This window comes from Massilia glaciei (genome assembly GCF_003011895.2).
In the GTDB taxonomy this organism is placed as follows: domain Bacteria; phylum Pseudomonadota; class Gammaproteobacteria; order Burkholderiales; family Burkholderiaceae_D; genus Telluria_A; species Telluria_A glaciei.
Map to the genome: position 1 here is coordinate 14979 of NZ_PXWF02000225.1, position 20293 is coordinate 35271.

Consider the following 20293-nt stretch of genomic DNA (forward strand, 5'->3'; position numbering starts at 1 on the left):
GCGAAAAACGGCCCGGTTTGACACCGGGCCGCCAGCTGCCAATTAACGCTCGCCCTGATACATCAAACCACTGTCGTTGATGCCGAACTTGAACTTCTTGTTCATCTCGATGATCTCGGCGCCGGCCAGCAGCACCGGGCCGTAGCCGTGCGCCGCGCGCACGCTGGTCGGACGATAGTAGTAGAAGGCCGGATCGAACGCCATGCCGGTGCCGACGCAGATGCCCTCGACCTCGCCCTTGGCGTTGACCTTGCCCGACACCGCGTTCCAGGCCAGGTTGGCCATCGGACCGAACATGTCCTTGTCGAGGTGGCCGCGGTTGACCGCGCGCGCGATCGCGTAGGTGTAGATCGCGCTGGCCGAGGTCTCCAGGTAGGAGTCGTTGCGGTCGATCAGCTGGTGCCACAGGCCGTCCTTGTGCTGGAACGAGGCCAGTCCGTCGGCGTGCGCGCGCAATTGCGCCGCCACCGCCTTGTAGCCCTTGTGCGTCTTGGGCAGCACGTCGAGCACCTCGACCATCGCCATGATGGCCCAGCCGTTGGCACGCGCCCAGTGCATTTCCGGATGCGAGCTCGCGCCTTCGACGTAACCGTGCATGTAGATGCCCAGCGCCGGGTTGAACATGCGCTTGGAGAACTGCAGCACCTGCTTGACCGCGTCGTCGTAATGCTTGGCCTTGCCGGTGTACTTGCCCATCAGCGCGATGGTCGGCACGCCCATGAACATGTCGTCGAGCCACAGCGTGTTGGGCAGCGGACGCATCTTGATGCCGCCCTTGCCGTCCGGCCCGCCGCGCGCCAGGGTGCCGTCCTTGAGGCGGTACTCTTTCTCGGTCACGAAGCTGCCGCAAATATCGATCAGCTGGCCGTAGTCGACCTTCGAGCCCATGTTCTTGGCCTTCATGAAGCTCATGCACAAGGCGCCGGCGTCGTCGAGCGCGTGCGGGTTCAGGAAGCTCTTGATCGGCGCCTGCGCGTTGGCCGGATCGGCCTTGACCGCCGGCGCGTACAGGCGCGTCAGGTCGGCCAGCAACTGGTGGCGTTTGACCGTGTAGTTGGTGTAGCGGGCGTCGCCGGTGGCGGCGCCGGCGGCCAGCATGCCGGCGTAGGTCACGCCCCATTCATAGCTGGTCAGGCGGAAGTCGCCCGGCTTGAGCACCGTGTCGGGATCGGCGCGCGACAGATCGGTGACCGCGGCGCCGGTGGTCTTGTTGATCAGTTCGGCCGGGGTGACCCGGTCCAGGTAGGTGAAAACGCGGTCCAGCACCGACTTCACCGAGGCCGTGTCCATCGCCCGGTAGGGGTGCAAATACTGCACCTGCAGCGCATGGAGCATGGCGTCGGCGGCGGCCGGCCCCTTTTCCTGGGCGACCGGCGCCTCCTGGGCAGATACGTTGAGCGCCACCGGGAACAGGCCGGCCACGAGCGCAGCTGTCAGGCGGCGGCGCAGCTTTGAGGCATTCATCAAATTCGTCTCATTCATTTTAGTTTCCTCTATTCGAGTTGATAGATCTTCAAGTTGTCGATGGTCTGGCGTGACCACGTCGTGCGAAATCCGAAATAGCCGCCGGTGAACGGCTGCGGATCCCGGTATGAAAAGTACTCGTCGCCATCGACCAGCATGCGCGTGCAGCCTTCGTAGACGGCGATTTCGACCTTGTAGTCGCGATTCGGCTTGAGCAGGTGGGCGGCGTCGAGATGCTCGCCCAATATCACGCGCTGGCCGTTGCCATAACGGCGGAAACGCGTGCTCGAATTGGTGTTGCCGCCAACCCCGGCATAGTACATATTCAGATTGTCGTAGTCCTCGAACTTGCCGCTGCGGGTGAACAGGTTCGCATTTTGTGGGTCCTGCGCCATCCAGAAGTGGTTGAAGTCGGACAGGCGGTCGTTCTTCGCGCCGCCCATCACCACGCGCCGAGTGTACGTGATCAGCACATTGCCGGACAAACGTTTGTCGAGCCAGACGGTCGCGCCCGAATCGACGTCGATCAGCAATCGCCCGTCCCGGTTGGCGACCACGTTGCCGGGCTTTTTGGCGTACTCGCTCACATAGCCGGCGAGCGGGCCGCTGAAGTCGTCCCGGTGGAGCGGCGCGCCGCGCTGTCCCCACGCGGTGCAGGCGGCGGGCGCGGCGTGCGCCATGGCGGCGGCGGCCAACAGCGAAATCAGCATGGCGGCTCCCCCCTCACTTTTTGGTGGCCGCGGCCGGCGCGGACTGGCGGCGGCGCTCGGACTGCGGCGGCGGCGGCAAGGCGTGGGGCAGCGCGTCGCCCAGCAAGGCGAGCGACTCGATCATCGTCAGCCCCGACTGCGCCGCATCGTTGGTCGATACCCCAATCGCTTCGGTGGTCGCACTTAGCACGTCGGGCCCCTGCAAAGGCAGCGGCGCGGCGCCGCGCCAGCGGATCATGTTGTCGATGGCGATTTTGGCAAACGCCGGGTTCCCGGTCTGCGCGTAGGCGTAGGCGGCCAGCCGCGGGCCGCCCTGGGCTTTTTCGACGTATTTGCCATCCGCGCCCTCGGTGCCGGTCGTCTTGTCTTTGATGAGCACGTCGCCGGGCGCCTCGCCCAGGCGCGCGAATTGCAGCCAGGCGGCGGCGAAATCCTCGCGCCCCAGCAGCGGCACCAGCTCGAACATCACCTGCGCCCCGCCCTGGATCGTGGCCAGGTTGTACAGCACCGGCACCTGCTGCTTGGCGATCGGGTCGGGGATCGGGAACAGCTTGCCGGTCGCCGGATCGTAGCCGACGGTCATGCTGCCGCGCCCTTTGAGCGGGCCGATCCTGCCGCCCAGGTCGGGGTTGAGGCCGTTGAGCACGCCCGAACGCAGCCAGTAAGGCATCTGCAGGATCGAATCGACGCCGGCGTTGATGCGGTCGCGCCATTTGGGGTCGCCGCTGCGCTCCCACTCGGTCATCCAGTTCCCGGCCAGCACGTACCAGTCGGGGCCGATGCGGATCCGGCCCGGATACTTGGGATCCTGCGGCAGCACCGGCTGCGCCAGGCGCATCGGGTCGAACTTGACCATGCCCTTGTCCGATTCGAGCTGATCGCGCATCACGTCGCCGATGCGCTCGTCGGTCGTCAGGTAGTAGAACGGGCGCCAGTGCGCCGCCTGGCTGATGCGCGCCTCCTTCGAACCGTCGCCCCACTTGACCACGTTGTGGCGCGAGCCGAGTCCCTTCATCGGGCCTAGGTGGTAGACATTGGTCTCGCTGGTGTTGCGGGCCATCGCCTCGGCCATGCGGAACACTTCCGGGCTGCCGCTGCGCAGGTAGCTGGTCCAGAGCCACAGTACGCTGCCCAGTTCGGTGCTGTCCCAGGCGAAGCCGCCATGGTCGTAGTTCCACACGTGGCGTTTGAAGTTATAACTGTGCATCACGTCGCCGTAGGTCCAAAAGCCGTACCAGTGGCGCTCGTGCTGCTGCCGCCGGTAGAACGCCAGCACCGAGTCGAGCCGGTCCTCGATCGTCGCGCGCGCCGGCGTCGAACGGTCGACCGGGCTCCACACGCCGAACACCTTGGCCGATTGCAGATATGCCGGGCTGGCGGCCAGCAGCGCGCGGGCGCTGCCCGCCTTGGCCATCGCCGCCAGCTGCGCGCGGGCCGGCACCGAGGCCGACGGGTACAGCGTGAACGCGCTGGTCCTGGCCACGCCATAGGCTTGCGACATCCCCTCCTGCACGTCCTCGTAGGTCGCCGACAGGCCGTAGGCTCGGGTGGCGTAGTGGCGCATGTCCATCGCCGGCGCTTCGGGCGACCAGAGCCAGGCCGTCAGCTCGGCCGCTTTGCCGGCGGCGTTGCGCACGTCGAAGGCGGTCGGGAAGCTCTGCCAGAAGTCCTTGACGCTCACGCCCAGGCCGCCCGAGACGTCGCCCACAAAGGCCAGGCCCGAGGCGTGCGTGCCGGCGTCGGAGAACACCCAGGTGCTCTTGGCGCCGGTGCGCTTGACGATGTTGAAGCCGTTCGGCGAGGGCTGGACCAGCTTGTAGTCGTTCCAGATCGCCAGTTGCTCCTTCTCCTTGACGCCGTAGAAGCGGCCGCCCTCGATCTTCTGGCCGGCCACCTGGCGCAGGTCGGCGTTCAGGTCTCCCGGCTGCAGCGATTCCATCCACAGCCCGCCGTCCCGGCCGCTGAAGGCGACGTGGCGGTTGTAGACCTCTTCACGCATCGGAACCGTGAAGCGCAGGCCGAGGCCGCGGATGAAGTCCTTTTGCTGGTTGCCGTCGTAGATGAAGGTGTGGACCACGTGGATCGCCGCGTCGCCGGCGTAGAAGTACAGGCGCAGCGAGAACGGCAGCCATGCGCGCCCGCCCTTGGCCAGCTTGTGCTTGCCCTCGACCTTGATCACGGCGCGCACCGGCCCGCGTTGCTCGATCGTGAATTTGTCGATCGTCGATGCGAATGCCTGGCGCGCCGGCATGGCGCCCTCCTCCGGGTCCGGCCCCTGCTGCACCAGGCCGACCAAGCGGCCGGCGCGGGCCACCTCGCGGCCATCGACAAAAATCGTCTGGATCAAATCGGTGCCGCGCGTTCCCACGCGCACCTTCGTCGCGCCGGTGTTGATATCGACGAAGCCGTCGCCCTGTTGCACGCTCAACGCCGGGGCAGGCGCGGCGGGCGCGGCTTCGGATGCCGCCGAGATCACATACGGCCCGGCCGCCTGCGCGACCGTGGCAAAGCCGCTGAACTTGAGCGAGCCGTCCGGCCAAAAGGCCAGTGGCCAGGTCTGCACGGGCAAGGCTTTGCCATCCGGTCCGGTGAGCGCGAACGCCTGGCTCTTTGGCACCGCGCCCTGCGGCCACGGCACGCCCCAGCTCACGCCGGTGGCCAGCGGCGGCGCATCGCCGACCCAGTTGACTGTTACCTGGGCACGCCCCCCGGCGGCGCCACCGACGGCGGGCGCAAGCGCTTGTTGCGCCAGGACGGGGGTGGTAATGATCAGCGCGGCGGCACAGGCGCGCAGCGCTAGGGACAGGAACGACATGACGGACTCTTGGACTAGTTCTCGTGGAGAATTGATTGTATGCGAGCGCTCTGCCCGTCGAATCCCCTACCCGGAAAGAATCAGCTGACTGATTGATTCCGGGCGTGACTTGACGCGGATGATCAACAAACCCCGTTGACAGCGCGAATGCGCAATCAAAATCCACGTCACTCCCGCGTACGCGGGAACCCAGGAGGCGAGCGAGCGCCCGACCAAGCTGCTCGACCGTCATTCCCGCGTACGCGGGAACCCAGGAGGCGAGCAACCGCCCGACCAAGCTGCTCAACCGTCATTCCCGCGTACGCGGGAACCCATGATGAACATGCAATCACGGGGCTTCACAAAATCTAATCCCCGTTTTGAACTGCGGGAATTAAAACAATTCCTGCCGTGCCCTACCCTGAAATCACAAATTCACAATGCTCGACACGCAATCCGGCAGCATGGTTACTTCGCACCGCCCTTAAACACCGCCTCCGCGCGCGCCACATCCTCCGGCGTCATCCGCTTCTCGACGATCCTGGCCGTGTTTGCGGCCTGCTCATTGCCCAACTTGGCGCTAAGGCGCAGCCACGCCAGCGCTTGCACCGGATCCTTCGCGCCCCCTTCGCCGAGATACAACATGGCCCCGGCGCTGGACATGGCGGTGTCCGACCCCTGCACGGCGGCCGCCAGAAACAATTTGCGCGCCAGCGGCAGATCCCTGGCCACCTGCTCGCCCTTGTAAAAATAGGTGGCGAGCGCGTTCTGCGCGCCGGCGTGGCCGGCGACCGCGGCCACCTTGTAAAACGCCAGCGCGCGCGTCGGCTCGGCCTTGACGCCGATGCCCTCGTCGTAGGCCTGGGCCAGCGCGAACTCGGCGTGGATCTTCCGGTTTCCCGCCCGCGGATTGACGGCCACCTGCTGGAACAAGTCGAAGGCGGCCTGCGCGTCCTGCGGCACCAGCTGCCCCGCCTGGTGCAGGCGCGCCATCACATACTGCGCCGGCAGATATCCGGCCTTGGCCGCCCCGGCATACAGCTTGGCCGCCTTGGCCGGCTCCTTGGCGCCGCCATAGCCGCTTTGCAGCATGCGCGCGAGCGTGAACATCGCCGGCACGTGGTCCAGGTCGGCCGCCTCCTGGTACCAGGCGCGCGCGCGCGCAGGGTCGCGCGGCACGTCGACGCCCTCCATGTACATTTGCGCCAGATGCAGCTGCGACTGGATGCGCGGATTCGCGTATTCGGGATTCGACGGATTGAACCTGCTGTAATGGGTGCCCAGCCGCCTGGCCTCGGCCACCTTGATGTACCAGGCGATCGCCTCCTTCGGGTCGCGCGCGGTGCCCTGCCCCGCCAGGTACATGGAGCCGAGCATCAGGGCCGCCTCGTCCCAGCCGACCTTGTTGTACGAGACCTTGAAGGTGCGCAGCGCGAGCGCGTAGTCGCGCGCGTCGTACGCCGCATACGCCTGGTCGAGCGTCTTGTCCTTGCGCGCTATCTGGTTGCGCGCGCCGGCCTCGTTGTACGCGGACTGGGTGCATGCACCGCCGCGGCCATCGGCGTCGATTCCATCTAGCCTGGGGCCATCGCGGCTTGCGTCCCCGTACGGGCTGGCGTCATTGAAGGCGGTGCCGTTGGGCACAAACTCGCCTTCGAGCGAGACGCCCATCTCGCCAAAGTCGCCGCTCCTGCCACTGCTATGGAAGCTGTCCAGATAACTGTCGATCAACTCGTCGCCAGCCGACGAAAAATCGTAGGCGCACGATGAGGCCGACGCGCGGTCGAGGCGCAGCAACTCCGGCGCGCGGCGCGCGGGCATGCGTCCGAGCACCGTCACCACCGATATTTCGGGCGTGGCAGGCGGGGCGGCGGCTGGCGCGGCGCCGGCCGGTGCCAGCGACGCCAGTGATGCCAGAGATGCCAGCGCGAGGGCCGAGCAGGCCGCGAGCTTTAACGATGGGCGACCATTATCACAAACAGTACGGCGATCTTTCATTGACTGCCTCTCAAGGGAGTTGAACTTCTGTGTCTCTTAAACCGAAAAATCCCCCGAACCGGCAAAACCGATTCGGGGGCTGTGAAAGCGACCCCGCTTGCACGGGGCCCGGGGGACATCAGTTCCTGAAGTTCATGCCAATCATGATGCGGCGGCCGGCGTAAGCGTAGTCGAGCAGGTTCGGCGTGCCATCGGCGAACGGCGAGTAGACGCCCTGGCTGTTCGAGGTGGTCGACAGGCCCAGGTTGCGGGCCTCGGCGAAGAACTCGAGGTTCTTGCTGTACTTGTAGGAGATCTTGGCGTCGATGAAGCGGGTCGCGTCGCGGAAGTTCGGCGAACCGGGGTTGTACGGCAACACCGTGACGCGGCCACCGCCTGCGTTCGGGTAGTTGTTGACCGTGTTGCCGCCGCAACCGGCGATGCAGGTGAAATACGAATCGACTGCCTGCAACGCCACGCGCGCCGAGAACTTGCCGTCGTCATACCACAGCGAGGCGTTGTACGAGTACTTCGACTCGCGCGCCGGCGGCAGCGGGTCGCCGGTGATCAGGTCGACGATGTTGACCGACGACACGGCCGAGCGCAGCTTCGTGTAGTTCATGTCGAAACCGGTGTAGCGCAGCTTCCATGGCAGGAAGGTGAACGCCGTCTTGGTCGCCAACTCGAAACCCTTGCGGGTGGTCACGGGGCCGTTTTCGCGGGTTGAATGGTCGAACTCGAGGTCCGACAGCTTGGCGCCGGTGGCCGGATCGACGTAGTCGGAACCTTCGAAAATCTTGATGTTGGTCCTTCCGACGACGACCGCCGGGCCGACGATGCCGACCTGCTTGAAGGCGGCGATCGAGAACATGGTGTCCTTGTTCGGGTACCACTCCAAGCTCAGGTTTTTGTTGACGTTGCGCTGAGCCTGCAGCGCCGGGTTGCCGAGTGTGCCGCTGCAGGTCATGCTCGATTCTGCCCCGCCCGCCTCCTCGGCCAGGATCTTGCGCTGGTCGTAGGTGCAGGTGCCGGCCGGAAGCAGCGCCGATATCGGAGGCCGCGCCACGGTCTTGGCATGGTTGAAGCGCGTCACGAGGCGGTCCGGGATCAGCCACAGCGCCGTGTTAAAGATCGGCAGGATGTCGGTGCTGCTGGCATCGAGCGAGGTAGCCTTGATCACCGTGTTGCTGGTGAAGCCGCCGGCGACGGTCGGGCGCAGCGGATCGTAGGACGGGGTCACCAGGATCGAGGTGAAGCCCATGTTGCCGGTCGCGTGGACGCGGGTGCGGATGTAGCGGAAGCCGAAGTTACCATCGAACTCCATGCCAAACGGCAAAGCGCGGTCGGTGAACGGAATCTGGTCGAGGGCGAAATCGGTCATCAGGTAGCCCGAGGCGACGCGCTCGCTGAACTTGCCCACCGGTTGTTCGTACACCTTGCCGTCGTTGGCCATGCACTCTTTGACGCAGTCGTAATTGACGTTTGGCGAGCCGACCAGGCCGAACACCTTCTCGACGTCGATCTGGTTCCAACCGTTGAGCAAGTCGGCCGGACGGTCCTTGGCGCCGCCGAAAAATTGCGAGCTCGGGCCCTGGGTCATCGAATGGGTCAGGATGTCCTGGAATTGCGCCTGGGTCATGACGGTCTGGCCCGACAGCACGTTGAGCGGGTTACTGCTCGGAACGAAGCCGGTCGCGCACGGATTGCCGCCCGCGCCGAGCGAGCCGGGCGTGTTGGTGCAGCCGACGAAGGAGCCGCGGATATTGGCCGTCGGCACGATGATCGGCGCAACATAGTTGGCTTGTCCGAAGGTTCCCGACTGGGATTGGTAGGTGTAGCCGCCGCCGCCCCAGCTGTTGCCGGACGAGTCGCGCAGGTTGATGCCGCCTTTGACGCGGGTCAGGAAGGGCACCTTCTCGCTGAGCTTGTAGGTCAGGTCGAGCTTGGCGGTGCTTTCGCGGGTGTCCTTGATCTGCGGCGAGAAGCTGATTTGCGGCGCCTGGGTCAGCCTCGCCTGCTGGGCGATGGTGTAGGCCGGGACCGCGACCGTGTTGTTGGGGCCGAGCGCGACCGCCGCGGTATTCACGGTGGCCGGACGCGTGTCGGCGTACAGCGCGGCGTTGGTCTGGTCGAACGAGCTGCCCGCCGGGAAGGAGTAACCCCACAAGCCGTTCGGCAGCACGGCCAGCGTCGCCTCGCCGTAGTTGTAGCTCCACGCCGTGCGCTTGTCGCCGCGCTTGAAGTCCGACTTGGCGTCGCCGACGAAGAACTCGGCGAGCAGGCCGCCGCTCTTGTACGTGCCGCCGGTCTGGAAGTAGGTCGAGCTCGTTTCGATCACGTTGTGGATCTGGTCGGTCGCCGCGCTGCCGTCGGTGATCGTGAACTTGGTGACGTGGTGGTTGGCGTCCACCACGGCCGAGCCGGGCACCACGTTGGCCACCGCGCCCTTGGCCGGAAACGCGTTCGTCCTGAAGCTCATGTTGTCGTACACATAGTAGCCGGAACCTGGCACGGCCGAGCGCACCCCGCTCGCCGAATCGGTGAAGGTCGGTCCCAGGTAGCTCGGGCTGTTGGCCACGGCGGTGTTGACGTTCAGGCCACCGAGGCCGTAGGTCAGCTGGTTGTCGTCGATGCGGCGCTTGTTGTGGCTGCCCTTGGCGTACACCGTCAGCGCGTTGTTGACCTTGAAATCGAAACGCAGGTCGATGTTCTTGCGCTTGTCCTCCTGGCGCTTGACGAAATTGCGCAGATTCGACGGGGTGTAGTCGTTCCACTGGTTCAGGCACGTCATCAACTCGTTGCCGCGGTGGTTGATGGCGCCGTTGCGGTTGGTGCCGGCGCTGATCGACGCCTGCTCCGCCGCCGTCAGGTTGGGGAAGGCGGCGTAGCAATCGGCCTTGCTCTGCGCGGCGGCCGAACGGGTCACCAACTCGAGCGGGGTGGCGGCATTGAAAAATCCGCCGGCGATCATCGGCGTGGCCCGCGTGGTCGTGGTCGAGGCCGGGTCGTCCGCAGACACGGTCGACGGATTGAAGGCGAAGGTCTTGTCGGGCGAGTTGTCAAAATCGATGTTGCGCGAATAGCCCGAAATGGCGGTGGTGGCGACCTGCGATGAATGGCCCTCGTTGACATTGGCCGACATCGAACCATTGACCAGCACGCCGAGGCGGCCGTCGATGAATTTTTGCGAGGCGATGACGTTGAAGTCGGGCGACCACTTCTTGTTGAGCGAGCCTTGCGAGCCGGCCGCGCGCAGCGAGAAGAACGGCTTTTTGAAATCGAGCGCGGTGCGCGTCTTGATGATGACGCCGCCGCCGAGCGAGCCTTCGGTCATGTCGGCGGTCGAACCCTTGACCACATCGACGCTCTTGATCAGGTCGGCCGACATTTCGCGCAGCTCGACGCCGCGCCCGCTGCCGCCGCCGTTGAGGTCGGTGCCGCCGGCCGCCTGCACGCCCTGGCCGTCGATCTCGACGCGGGTCAGGTCGGCCGAGTTGCCGCGCACGGCGACGCTGACGCCCTCGCCGAAGTCGCCGCGTTCGAGCGCGATGCCGGCGATGCGCGAGATCGCCTCGCCCACGTTACGGTCCGGGAAGGCGCCCACGTCCTCGGCCACGATCGAGTCCATCGCGGTGGCCGCGTTCTTTTTGCGGGCGATGCCCGATTGTTGCGAGGCCCGTGTGGCGACCACCGTCACTTGCTGGATTTCGCCCTCCGGCGCGGGGGGCGGCGCCGGCTTGGTTTCCTGCGCCATCGCGATGTTGTTGGCCATCAACGCGAGCGCCACCGAGACGGCGTAGCTCAGACGGTTGGGGCGCATCGGCTGTTGTGTGTTCTCTCGCATTCTCTATCTCCAATTGTCGGTCTCGAATCGGACCTATTGATCATTTCTTATTAACCAGCTTGGCTGCACGTCCTCTTGGGTACGTGTGGAACTGCTTACAGTCTATTGCGGGAAAACATCGATGGAGCATCTTGCGGAAAACACTCACAGGAGTGAGCGGAAACTGTGCGAAATATGCGCGGACGATAACTTTTTTTGTGCGATTTGGCGATTCAAGGGATATAAAGTTATCGCGGCGCCATCGGGACCGGTCGATTTCCTTCGCGCGCCGGCGTTTCAATCAAATCGGTGATTGGTTCAGGCGGCCCGCACCATGCTCGGCCGCTTGGGCCAATAGCGCCAGCCCGGCCGCAGGAACTGCATCGCCATCGCGTCGTCGCGCGCCGTCGATCCGACCTTTTTGTACAGTTCGTGGGCGGCGTCGATGCGCCCCATGTCGGGCGCGATTCCCAGTCCCGGCGCCTGCGGCACCAACACCTCGCCGCCCCTGATCTCGAACGGCGCGCGGGTCAAGCGCTCCTGGCCCTCCTGCCAGATCCAGTGGGTGTCGATGGCGGTGATGTTTCCCGGGGCGGCGGCGGCGACATGGGTAAACATGGCCAACGAGACGTCGAAATGGTTGTTTGAATGCGAACCCCAGGTCAGCCCCCATTCGGCACACAATTGGGCCAGCCGCACCGATCCCTGCATGGTCCAGAAATGCGGATCGGCAAGTGGGATGTCGACCGCGCCGAGCGCATGGGAGTGCGCCATCTGGCGCCAGTCGGTCGCCACCATGTTGGTCGCGGTGGGAATGCCGGTGGCGCGGCGGAATTCGGCCATGGTCTCGCGGCCCGAGTAGCCGTCCTCCGGTCCGCACGGGTCCTCCGCGTAGGCCAGCACGTGGCCCTGGCCGCGGCACAGCGCGACCGCCTCGGACAGCGACCAGGCACCGTTCGGGTCGATCGTCACGCGCGCCTGCGGAAAGCGCGCCTTGATGCCGGCCACCGCCGCCATTTCTTCGGCGCCGTGCATGACGCCGCCTTTGAGCTTGAAGTCGCGAAAGCCGTAGCGCGCCACCACGGCCTCGGCCTGCGCCACGATGGACGCCGGCGTGAGCGCCTCGGCGTGGCGCAGGGCGTACCAGTCGGCGGCGGCGCCGCTGCCGGAAAGATAGGGCAGATTGGTGCGTTTGCGATCGCCGATGTAGAACAGGTAGGCCAGCATGGGCACGCTGTCGCGCTGCTGCCCCGCACCCAGCAGCTCGCACACCGGCACGCCGAGGTGCTGGCCCATCAGGTCGAGCAGCGCCGCCTCGACCGCGGTGACGACGTTCTCGAGGCGCAGATTTATTTCGTGCGGCTGCAGCAGCACGGCCTGTTCGGCGGCGGAGCTGACTTGGTGCTACGGACCGTTGCCGGCCTTGCCGGCGAGCGCCCCGCGCACCCGGTTGAGGGTGCGGTTGTAGCGGCCGATCTCTGTGCCCACGACCAGCGGCACGGCGTTTTGCAGCGCGCGCAGGATGCCGGCGCCGCCCGGCACCTCGCCCATGCCGGTGTGGCCGCCGCTGTCGGTCAGCAGCACCAGGTTGCGGGTGAAGTAAGGCGCGTGGGCGCCGCACAGGTTGAGCAGCATGCTGTCTTGCCCGGCGACCGGGATGACCCGCATGGAGATGATGAGCGGCGTTGCTGGGGTGGAGATGGTTGGCATCGGGTTTCCCATTGTGGCCGGTGAGGCGCGGCCGTGGGCGCTGCCGCGAGGCAGCCAACGGCTCGCGTGCTGTCTACAGATCGTCTGGTTTAACGGAGCAGGTAGGCGCCCAGCGGATCGCCCGGCAATCGCTTCAGGCCGGCGACCACCTGCGCCGCGTTGAAGGTGGCGCCGGCGTCGTTGGTGTGGGTGCGCGCGTCGGAAAAGAAGCCGTTCACCGTCTGCGCGCCCGCGACGCGGTAAGCGTCGCTGACGAGCATTGTCAGGTCGATGAAGCGCGCGCCGCCCGCTTGCGCCACCTGCTCGCCCCACTGGGCGAAGTTGGCGAAATCGCGGCCCTGCTCCCAGCGGTCGCGGTGCGGCACCGGTGACAAGACAATGACGGTGGCGCCCTTGGCGCGCGCGTCGGCCACGTACTTGGCCATGTACCAGCCGAAGGTATGGACCATCTCCTTGCTGCCGTCGGGGCGCGTGTCCTCGACGGTGCCGGGGCCGGTGCCGGGGCCGGAGGCGCGGTTCTTGTTGGACGGGTCGCCGATGCGGCCACCGTCGTTGTGGCCGAACTGGATCAGCACGAAGTCGCCCGCCTTCAGTTGCGCCAGCAGCTTGCCCCAGCGGCCCTCGGTGTAATAGGTGCGGCTGCTGCGCCCGCCGATGGCGTGGTTGACCACGTTCAGCTTGCGCGTGTCGAAATGGGTGGCGATGCGCTCGCCCCAGCCGATGGCGCCGTTCTGGCCGCCGCTCTTGACGGTCGAGTCGCCGGCGATGAACAGGGTAGGCAGGCTTGGGTTGCGCACCGCCTCGTCGGGCACCTTGGACGCGTCGACCACGGGCCGCGCGTCGTCGACCGCGCGCACGAAGGCGCGCAGCGGCCGCCCTGGCAGCGTGTTCAGGCCGGCCACCAAGGTGCGCGCATTGAGTTCGGCGCCGGCCAGGTTGGTGTGGGTGTGCTCGTCAGGCACGGTCTGCGGGAACAGTTTCATGACGGCCTCGCGGCCGAGTTGGTCGTACTGGCGCGCGACCAGCTCGTTGAGGTCGATGAAGCCGGCGCCCTCCTGGCGCGCCACTTCGCCGGCCCAGCCGGCGTGGCTGTTCTTGCTGCGCGCGACCTTGCCGTTGGCGTCCCCGCCGGCATTCCATTTCTTGCGCGGCACGGGCGAGGCGACGATCGGCAGCGCGCCCTTGGCGCGGGCCTCGGCGATGTACTTGCGCAGGTACCAGCCGTAGGTGTGCACGGTCTCGCGCTGCCCGGTGAGCATGTTGTCGATTTCTTCGGTCTGTTCGCCGGTGCCGGCGAGCGTGGCGCGCGCGCGCTTGTTGTCGTTGATGGCGCCACTGTCGTTGTGCCCGAACTGCATGATGACGACGTCGCCTGGCTTGATCAGGGCGAGCGTGCGCTCCCAGTGTCCGCCGCTCAGGTAGGTTCTGCTGCTGAGCCCGCCAATGGCGCGGTTGACCACGTTCAACCTGCTGGTGTCGAACAACGCGGCGATCGGATTGCCCCAACCCCACTGCCCTTCGGCGCCCTTGTTCTGGCCGTCGTCGCGGCCGTTGCGCACGGTGGAGTCGCCGATCAGGAACAACGACGGCAGCTTGGCGTTGGCCGGTTCGGGCAGCACGATCTTCAGGCCCTGGCGCGGGTCGGTGTTGACGGCCGGGGGAGCGAGCGGCGCCTGGGAGCAGGCGGTTAGCAAGCCAAGTAAGGCGAGGATGAGGAGTTTATTCATAGTCGTATTTTATGTGCCCCCTATTTGTGCGCAAGCCTTTGATCAGAAAGAATCAACAATGTGAGCAATGCGCGAGATGGCGCGATGCGGCCGCCGAAACGGCCGACAATGGCGGGATCAACCAACTCGGGCCACCATAATGAAAAGACTGTTCTCCATCGCGCTGATGTCAATCTGCTCCTATAGCCAGGCGGCGCCGTCCGTGATCCCGCTCTGGCCCGAGGGCGTGCCGGGCGCGAAGTCGATCGGCGTTGAGCAAGTCACCGATGGCCGGATCGCCAACGTGAGCGAACCGACACTGACAGTTTATGGACCCGCGTTGAACAAGGCGAACGGCACCGCCGTGATTATTTGTCCGGGAGGCGGCTATGTGCGTTTGTCGGCCGACAAAGAAGGTGTCAAGTACGCGAACTGGCTTGCGACCCTTGGCGTGACCAGCTTTGTGCTCAAGTACCGCATGAAGGAATTCGGCCATCCGGCACCGTTGCAGGACGTGCTGCGGGCGGTGCGGCTGGTGCGCTCTCGGGCGGCCGAGCTTGGCATCGACCCGGCGCGCATCGGAGTGATGGGGAGTTCGGCGGGCGGACACCTGGCGGCGAGCGCGGGGACGTTGTTTGAGCATCCGCTCGGGCGCACCGGCGCCGCGCTCGACGCGACCAGTGCGCGGCCGGATTTTTTGATGCTGCTGTATCCGGTGATTACGATGGAAGGCGCGGCTGCGCACGCCGGGTCGCGCGAGTCGCTGTTGGGGGCCGCGCCGGATGCCGCCCTGGTGCGCCTGATGTCGCTGGAGAACCAGGTCAACCCGGCGACGCCGCCGACGCTGCTGGTGCATACGCAGGCCGATAAGGCGGTGCCGGTTGAGAACAGCATTTTGTTCTATCAGGCGCTGACAAGGGCCAATGTGCCGGCCGAGTTGTATTTATTTGCGCAAGGTGGGCACGGGGTCGGCATTCGCCCGGACCTGGGAACGACCTCGGACTGGCCGCTCCGGGCGGAGGAATGGCTGCGTGATCAGAAGCTGTTGATCAAGTAATCCGGGTTCGCTTCAAAAATCGATATCCAGGTTCATCATCGCCCCCCCAACGTCATCCTCGCCCCCTCCCAACGGCATCCTCGCGCCACCGTCATCCTCGCGAATGCGGGGACCCATACTGAATGTGCGCCAATGCGGCGTCGATAATTTCATCCTCCCCAACGCCAAGATACCAGCCGCTGAAGGTTCCCCAGCGAACTTGTTTTCCGGAGGATTCGCAGCCATTCGGCAATCGACTTCGCCCGGCGTGCACCCCCTCCAGAATGTGCCGCCTCCCCAAAAGGCCCTATTTCATCCGGTTCGACCCGGCATAGGCCTATAGCGTCGCGAACTCCGGTGATAGTGACTTGAAACCGCCCGCCCGCCATGCGATCTCTCCTGCCTCAAGTCTGAAACTGAACGATGCGCGGTCTGCGTGTCTAACAAAGTACACGCCAGCGTTGTCGTAAAAAAGTCGTGCAATTGCCGGACCGAGTCGCGCAGTTGTCAGGCCGATTCGCGCAGAAATCGTCCAGGCGCGTGCCTGTCTCGTGCAATGCCGGGCCAATATGCAGTCAAATCGGAATAAAAGGAGAAAAGCCATGAAACGCCATCACCCAGCCATCTACGCCGAGATCCCCATTTCGCAACATATCCAAAAGCAACTAAGCCATGCCTCGGTCAGAAGCTTCTTCGAAAAGGAGGACTGGGAAATCGTCGCCGAGGCGGTCGAGGAGTGGGTCTGGCGCCACCATCCTGATGCGCTGCCCAAGTCGGCAAATTCTGGTTACCAATGGAAGCATTTGTTCCTGCCCGATGGCACGCTGCTGCGCACCGTATTCAACGGGAAAAACCATCACGGCTTGGTCGAGGGCGATGCCATACTTTACGAAGGACAGGCCGTCTCGCCGAGCGGTTTTGCCAACGCCGTGGGTGGAATCCGGCGCAACGCCTGGACCAGCATCTGGATCCGCTTTCCGAATACAAGCGACTGGAAGCTGGCCGAGACGCTGCGCACAAGCAAGCAGCCCCAACGTGAACGCCGACCGCAAGTGGCTGCGCAATCTGCGCCCTCGGCCACACCCCGCGCGCAGCTTACCGCCCCTGCAACCGCCCCTGCGACTGCCCCTGCGACTGCCCCTGCAACTGTTCCTGCGACTGCCCCTGCGACTGCCCCTGTAACTGTCCCTGAATCTATCCCTGCGACCGCCTCTGCGACTGTCCCTGCAACCGCCCGGCAAGGACATCACGCATTTGCCGCACACGAAGTGCGCCCACCCCAGCGCACGGTCGATGCTGGCACGCCCGATGCCGGTCCAAACCTTGCAGCACCACCTGCACGGGACGTTCAACGGATAGGACGATTCATGGGCCTTGCGAGGAGGATTGCTGGCCGGCTGCCCAAGCGCGCCCCGGTTTCGATCATCGATATGGTGGACGCGCTTCGGCTCGCCGAAGCGCGCCTGAAGGCCACGTTGCCGGACAAAAAAGGAAAGCCCGGCGGTTTTTTTGTGGTGTGGTTCAGCAATGACGAAGGTTTACCGCTTCCGGCATCGTGACCGCCTGATTTTAGGGCTGGTCTTCGGCACGATTGTTCGGGACTGTTCCAAGCCTGAAGATTTAAACTGAGCGTTCATGCACGCTCAGCATGGGTCCTCGCTTCCGCGAGGATGACGCATCTTAACGGGCTCCCTCGGCGACGGGCTTGCTCGGCGACGGGCTTGCTCGGCGACGGGTTGCGCGGATGATCGGCCTGCTCGGGTGACGGGCCTGATCGGCGACGTGTTTACCCGGACGCCTACTCGAAGTGGAACATCGGCGTCAGTGGCCATTCGCGCGGGCGGTTGCCAGGTTCGGTTTCCATCAGATCGGCCATGCTGTCCCACCAGCGCTGCATCACCGGTTGTGCCGGCAGGGACGCGCTGCTGTCGTCGGGGCGCAGCTTGAGCACGGCGAACAGGTGCAGCGTTTCCTCGTCGAGAAATATCGAATAGTCATAGATGCCGGCGCCACGCAACGCATCGGCCAGTTCCGGCCACAAGGTGTCGTGCCGACGCCGGTACTCGTCGACGGTGCCGGGTTTTAACTTCATGCGGAAGGCGTGGTTGATCATTTCGGTTTCCTTGTCATCGTATCAAGTGAGGCGGCGGTCTGCACGAAGCCGCCCACGCCATTGTTGTAACTCGGCGTCGGCAGCGGATAGCCTCGGGCCAGAAGCGACCCGGCGCTCGGTGCCAACGCTGCGAACAAGCCGGTCTTGCGCGGCATCGTCATGTCAGCTTTTGTCCTGTTCTTCGAAACTCTTCTTCGAAGGGTCTGCCCGCGGCGCATCGGCTTTGATGACCACCGACTCCGCCGGCAGACCGACGACACCGGTCGTGTTTTCGAGTACCACCGGGGTGCCGACCTTGAGCTTCAGGCTGGTGAACTTCCAGTTCTTGGCATCGTAGAGATGACCGCCCTTGCTGGCCTCGATCTCGATATTATCGAGATGGAAGCGCTCGAGCGGCGCCGCCTTGAAACCGTCGACCTCGAACGCCGTCGTCGCCCCGCTGGCATCGATGTTCCAGATCTTCACGTCCCGGAAGCGCGCCATACCCCGTTCCTTCGGCACCGGCGTCGCCAGCACTTTCCAAACCGGGGGATTATCGGTGATATTTTCCGGTATCTTGGCATAGCTGTAGCTCGGATTCCAGTTCATGGTGATGCGCAGGACCACCGGGACGCCGGTCATCTTGAAGTCGTGGATGCGCAGGTTTTCGCCAAAGCCGCCACGCGTATGCGCCGACTTGAACAATATCCCAACCGGCACATTGCCCAAGACCGTGATGTGATACGCCTCGATATTGCGGAACCCGCCCGAGGTCTCGCTGCCGAAGGTCAGGCCGGCCGCGGCCGAGCGCACGATCGAGTCGCGGATGATGACGTCTTCGGTCGGGCGCGCCACGCGCAAGCCGTCCGAATCGCGCCCCGCCTTCAGGCACAGGGCGTCGTCGTTGACGTCGATGTCGGCGTTTTGCACCAGTATCTTACGTGACGAGTCGATGTCGATGCCGTCGGTGGACGGTCCAAGCCCGCCCTCGTTGTTGCGGATGACGACACCGTCGACCGTGACGTCCTCAGAAAAACAGATATGCAGCGTCCAAAAGCCCGAACGGCGCAGCAGCAGGCCGCCACCAACCTTGACGTTCGACGATTTGTAGACCTGGATCAGGCGCGGACGCTGGGCGTCGTAGTCCGAGGCCCAGCGCAGGCCACGCGGCTCGTACGCCTTGCGCAACGTCCAGTAGCTGTCCCAGAACACCTTGCCGTCGCCGTCGATGGTGCCGTCGCCGGTGATCGCGGCGTTTTTTTGCTCATAGATGTTGACCAGCGCGGCCGGCCAGCGCATCTCGATGCCGGCGATGCGGGTCTGCATGACCGGATAGTCGGCGATGTTTTGCGAACCGAGCAAGGTGACGCCCTTGTCGACTTGCAGCGTGACGCCGCTCTTGACGAAGTTCGACCCGATGCGGAAGGTCCCGGCCGGGAACACCACCGTGCCGCCTGTCTTGGCCGCGGCGTCGATGGCGCGTTGAATGGCGGCCGTCTCGAGCGTGGTGCCGTCGCCCCTGGCGCCGTACTTGCCGACACTGAAGGTGGCCTTGGCGCTGGCCGAGGCCATGATCAACAGGAGCAGCGCTCCGGCCAGTGTGCGCGCGATCATGGCCGCTGTTTCAGACGATGCCGCTGCTGCTGGCGCCGGCCTTGGCCGGACGCAGTTCCGCTTGTTTGGCGCGATAGCCGCTGGCGCGGTAGCAGCCGACCGGATCGGCCGGCGCGCCCGAACGCAGGCGCGCCATCGCCAAAATCGGGCTCACATCGGTGCGGAAGGCGTGCTTGAGCGCCTGCGCCGACTGCAGCACGTCGTTGTCCTGCTGGTACTGCGCCAGCGCGGCGCGGTCCACCAGCGCCGACTGCACAAAGGCGCGCTGCACCTCGACCGCGCTGTTCATCAGGCTCTCGATCGGATCGGTCACGTTGTGCGACTGGTCGAGCATATACGAGGGCTTGAAGGCTTCGCCGTCGCGCGCGCTGGCGTCGGCGAGCTCGTTAAAGATCAGGAACAGCTGGAACGGGTTGATGCTGCCCGAGTCCAGGTCGTCGTCGCCATATTTGCTGTCGTTGAAATGGAAGCCGCCCAGTTTGCCAAATTGCGCCAGGCGCGCGACGATCATCTCGATGTTGGTGTTGGGCGCGTGGTGGCCAAGGTCGACCAGGCACTTGGCCTTTGGACCGAGCTCGGTGGCGCAAGCGAAGCTGGTGCCCCAGTCAGCGATGGTGGTTGCGTAGAACGCCGGCTCGAACAGCTTGTGCTCGATGTACACCTGCCAGTCGTCGGGCAGCGCCGCGTACACGCCGCGCATGCTGTCGAGGTAGCGCTCGAGCGCGCCGCGCAGGTTTTGCTGCCCCGGGAAGTTGGCGCCGTCGCCGACCCACACGGTCAGGCCCTTGGAGCCGAGCGCGCGGCCCAGCTCAATGCATTCGACATTGTGCTGCACGGCCTGGGCACGCGATTCGGCCGACAGCGCCGTCAGGCTGCCGTATTTGTAGGTGTGGGCCTGCCCAAGCTGGTCCTGGAAGGTGTTCGAATTGACGCTGTCGAAGCCCAGCTTGTAGCGGTCCGCATATTCGCGCAGCGCGGCCACATCGGTCGGCTTATCCCACGGAAAATGCAGCGACACGAGCGGCGTGGCGCGCGTCAACTGGTTGATCACGGCGCAGTCGTCGATCTTTTCAAACACGTTGCGCGGCTCGCCCGGGCCCGGAAAACGCGCGAAGCGCGTGCCGCCGGTGCCCACGCCCCAGCTCGGCAGCGCGACCGCGAAGGTCTGCGCCAGCGCCGTCAGTTGCTCAATGTCCTTGCCGCGGCGCGCCAGCATGCCGCCCAAGGCGGCATAGTCGGCCTCCAGATTGGCCATTGCCTTGGCGTTATGTTGTTCTACGATGCCGCTGTCGATGACTGTGTTCATTTATCTTTGTCTCCAAAAAGTTGGCGGCCGCCGTGGCGCGCCGCCTCTTGTTCTTATTTTT

At 65.1% G+C, this 20293-nt stretch carries 12 protein-coding genes and 1 pseudogene; 2 read left to right on the forward strand and 11 right to left on the reverse strand.

The features are described 5' to 3' along the window. Window positions 1-42 precede the first annotated feature (42 nt). The 7 genes and pseudogenes from C7C56_RS13710 to C7C56_RS13740 all read right to left on the reverse strand — a co-directional run bounded on the left by C7C56_RS13710 (window position 43) and on the right by C7C56_RS13740 (window position 14205). The gene (locus C7C56_RS13710; protein WP_229458765.1) at window positions 43-1482 is read right to left on the reverse strand and encodes a glycoside hydrolase family 88/105 protein; all 1440 of its coding nucleotides are present in this window, start codon (window positions 1480-1482) and stop codon (window positions 43-45) included. Window positions 1483-1493: 11 nt separating this feature from the next. After that, window positions 1494-2174, reverse strand: a complete 681-nt coding sequence (locus C7C56_RS13715; RefSeq protein WP_106757943.1) for a DUF6250 domain-containing protein — start codon at window positions 2172-2174, stop codon at window positions 1494-1496. A gap of 13 nt (window positions 2175-2187) precedes the next feature. Beyond that, window positions 2188-4989 carry an exo-rhamnogalacturonan lyase family protein gene (locus C7C56_RS13720; protein ID WP_106757944.1) on the reverse strand — a complete coding sequence of 934 codons (2802 nt, stop codon included), beginning with the start codon at window positions 4987-4989 and terminating at the stop codon, window positions 2188-2190. 447 nt (window positions 4990-5436) lie between these two features. Beyond that, a complete protein-coding gene (locus tag C7C56_RS13725; protein ID WP_106757945.1) occupies window positions 5437-6966 on the reverse strand; it encodes an SEL1-like repeat protein in 1530 nt (509 codons plus the stop codon). Between the two features lie 118 nt (window positions 6967-7084). Continuing rightward, window positions 7085-10789, reverse strand: a complete 3705-nt coding sequence (locus C7C56_RS13730; RefSeq protein WP_229458766.1) for a TonB-dependent receptor — start codon at window positions 10787-10789, stop codon at window positions 7085-7087. Window positions 10790-11086: 297 nt separating this feature from the next. After that, a pseudogene (locus C7C56_RS13735) lies at window positions 11087-12478 on the reverse strand (enolase C-terminal domain-like protein). Between the two features lie 89 nt (window positions 12479-12567). Then, the gene (locus C7C56_RS13740) at window positions 12568-14205 is read right to left on the reverse strand and encodes a rhamnogalacturonan acetylesterase (protein WP_106757947.1); all 1638 of its coding nucleotides are present in this window, start codon (window positions 14203-14205) and stop codon (window positions 12568-12570) included. 139 nt (window positions 14206-14344) lie between these two features. On the opposite strand from C7C56_RS13740, the gene C7C56_RS13745 reads away from it, so the two are divergent. Continuing rightward, complete coding sequence (locus C7C56_RS13745) at window positions 14345-15241, forward strand: alpha/beta hydrolase (RefSeq protein WP_106757948.1); 897 nt, start codon at window positions 14345-14347, stop codon at window positions 15239-15241. Window positions 15242-15822: 581 nt separating this feature from the next. After that, entirely contained in the window at window positions 15823-16779 is a 957-nt protein-coding gene (locus C7C56_RS28895; protein WP_181373177.1) for a hypothetical protein, read from the forward strand. Between the two features lie 239 nt (window positions 16780-17018). Here the strand turns inward: C7C56_RS28895 and C7C56_RS13755 are convergent, their stop codons facing one another. From C7C56_RS13755 to rhaI, 4 genes are read right to left on the reverse strand one after another with little or no spacing between them, the layout of a single operon-like run. Further along, window positions 17019-17333: an L-rhamnose mutarotase gene (locus tag C7C56_RS13755; protein WP_106757950.1), complete on the reverse strand. Its 315-nt coding sequence runs from the start codon at window positions 17331-17333 to the stop codon at window positions 17019-17021. Beyond that, the gene (locus tag C7C56_RS28900; protein WP_181373178.1) at window positions 17330-17494 is read right to left on the reverse strand and encodes a hypothetical protein; all 165 of its coding nucleotides are present in this window, start codon (window positions 17492-17494) and stop codon (window positions 17330-17332) included. The genes C7C56_RS13755 and C7C56_RS28900 overlap by 4 nt, the downstream gene beginning before the upstream one ends. 1 nt (window position 17495) lies before the next feature. Next, window positions 17496-18926 (reverse strand): glycoside hydrolase family 28 protein, encoded by a 1431-nt coding sequence (locus C7C56_RS13760; RefSeq protein ID WP_106757951.1) that lies wholly within the window; start codon window positions 18924-18926, stop codon window positions 17496-17498. Between the two features lie 10 nt (window positions 18927-18936). After that, window positions 18937-20232, reverse strand: coding sequence for an L-rhamnose catabolism isomerase (gene rhaI / locus C7C56_RS13765; protein WP_106757952.1), 1296 nt, complete (start codon window positions 20230-20232; stop codon window positions 18937-18939). Between the last annotated feature and the right edge of the window lie 61 nt (window positions 20233-20293).

Excerpts from the sequence above, each read along its gene's own strand:
- C7C56_RS13710 (WP_229458765.1), bottom strand. The coding sequence starts at position 1,482 with ATGAATGAGACGAATTTGATGAATGCCTCAAAGCTGCGCCGCCGCCTG.
- C7C56_RS13715 (WP_106757943.1), bottom strand. The coding sequence starts at position 2,174 with ATGCTGATTTCGCTGTTGGCCGCCGCCGCCATGGCGCACGCCGCGCCC.
- C7C56_RS13720 (WP_106757944.1), bottom strand. The coding sequence starts at position 4,989 with ATGTCGTTCCTGTCCCTAGCGCTGCGCGCCTGTGCCGCCGCGCTGATC.
- C7C56_RS13725 (WP_106757945.1), bottom strand. The coding sequence starts at position 6,966 with ATGAAAGATCGCCGTACTGTTTGTGATAATGGTCGCCCATCGTTAAAG.
- C7C56_RS13730 (WP_229458766.1), bottom strand. The coding sequence starts at position 10,789 with ATGCGAGAGAACACACAACAGCCGATGCGCCCCAACCGTCTGAGCTAC.
- C7C56_RS13740 (WP_106757947.1), bottom strand. The coding sequence starts at position 14,205 with ATGAATAAACTCCTCATCCTCGCCTTACTTGGCTTGCTAACCGCCTGC.
- C7C56_RS13745 (WP_106757948.1), top strand. The coding sequence starts at position 14,345 with ATGAAAAGACTGTTCTCCATCGCGCTGATGTCAATCTGCTCCTATAGC.
- C7C56_RS28895 (WP_181373177.1), top strand. The coding sequence starts at position 15,823 with ATGAAACGCCATCACCCAGCCATCTACGCCGAGATCCCCATTTCGCAA.
- C7C56_RS13755 (WP_106757950.1), bottom strand. The coding sequence starts at position 17,333 with ATGATCAACCACGCCTTCCGCATGAAGTTAAAACCCGGCACCGTCGAC.
- C7C56_RS28900 (WP_181373178.1), bottom strand. The coding sequence starts at position 17,494 with ATGACGATGCCGCGCAAGACCGGCTTGTTCGCAGCGTTGGCACCGAGC.
- C7C56_RS13760 (WP_106757951.1), bottom strand. The coding sequence starts at position 18,926 with ATGATCGCGCGCACACTGGCCGGAGCGCTGCTCCTGTTGATCATGGCC.
- rhaI (WP_106757952.1), bottom strand. The coding sequence starts at position 20,232 with ATGAACACAGTCATCGACAGCGGCATCGTAGAACAACATAACGCCAAG.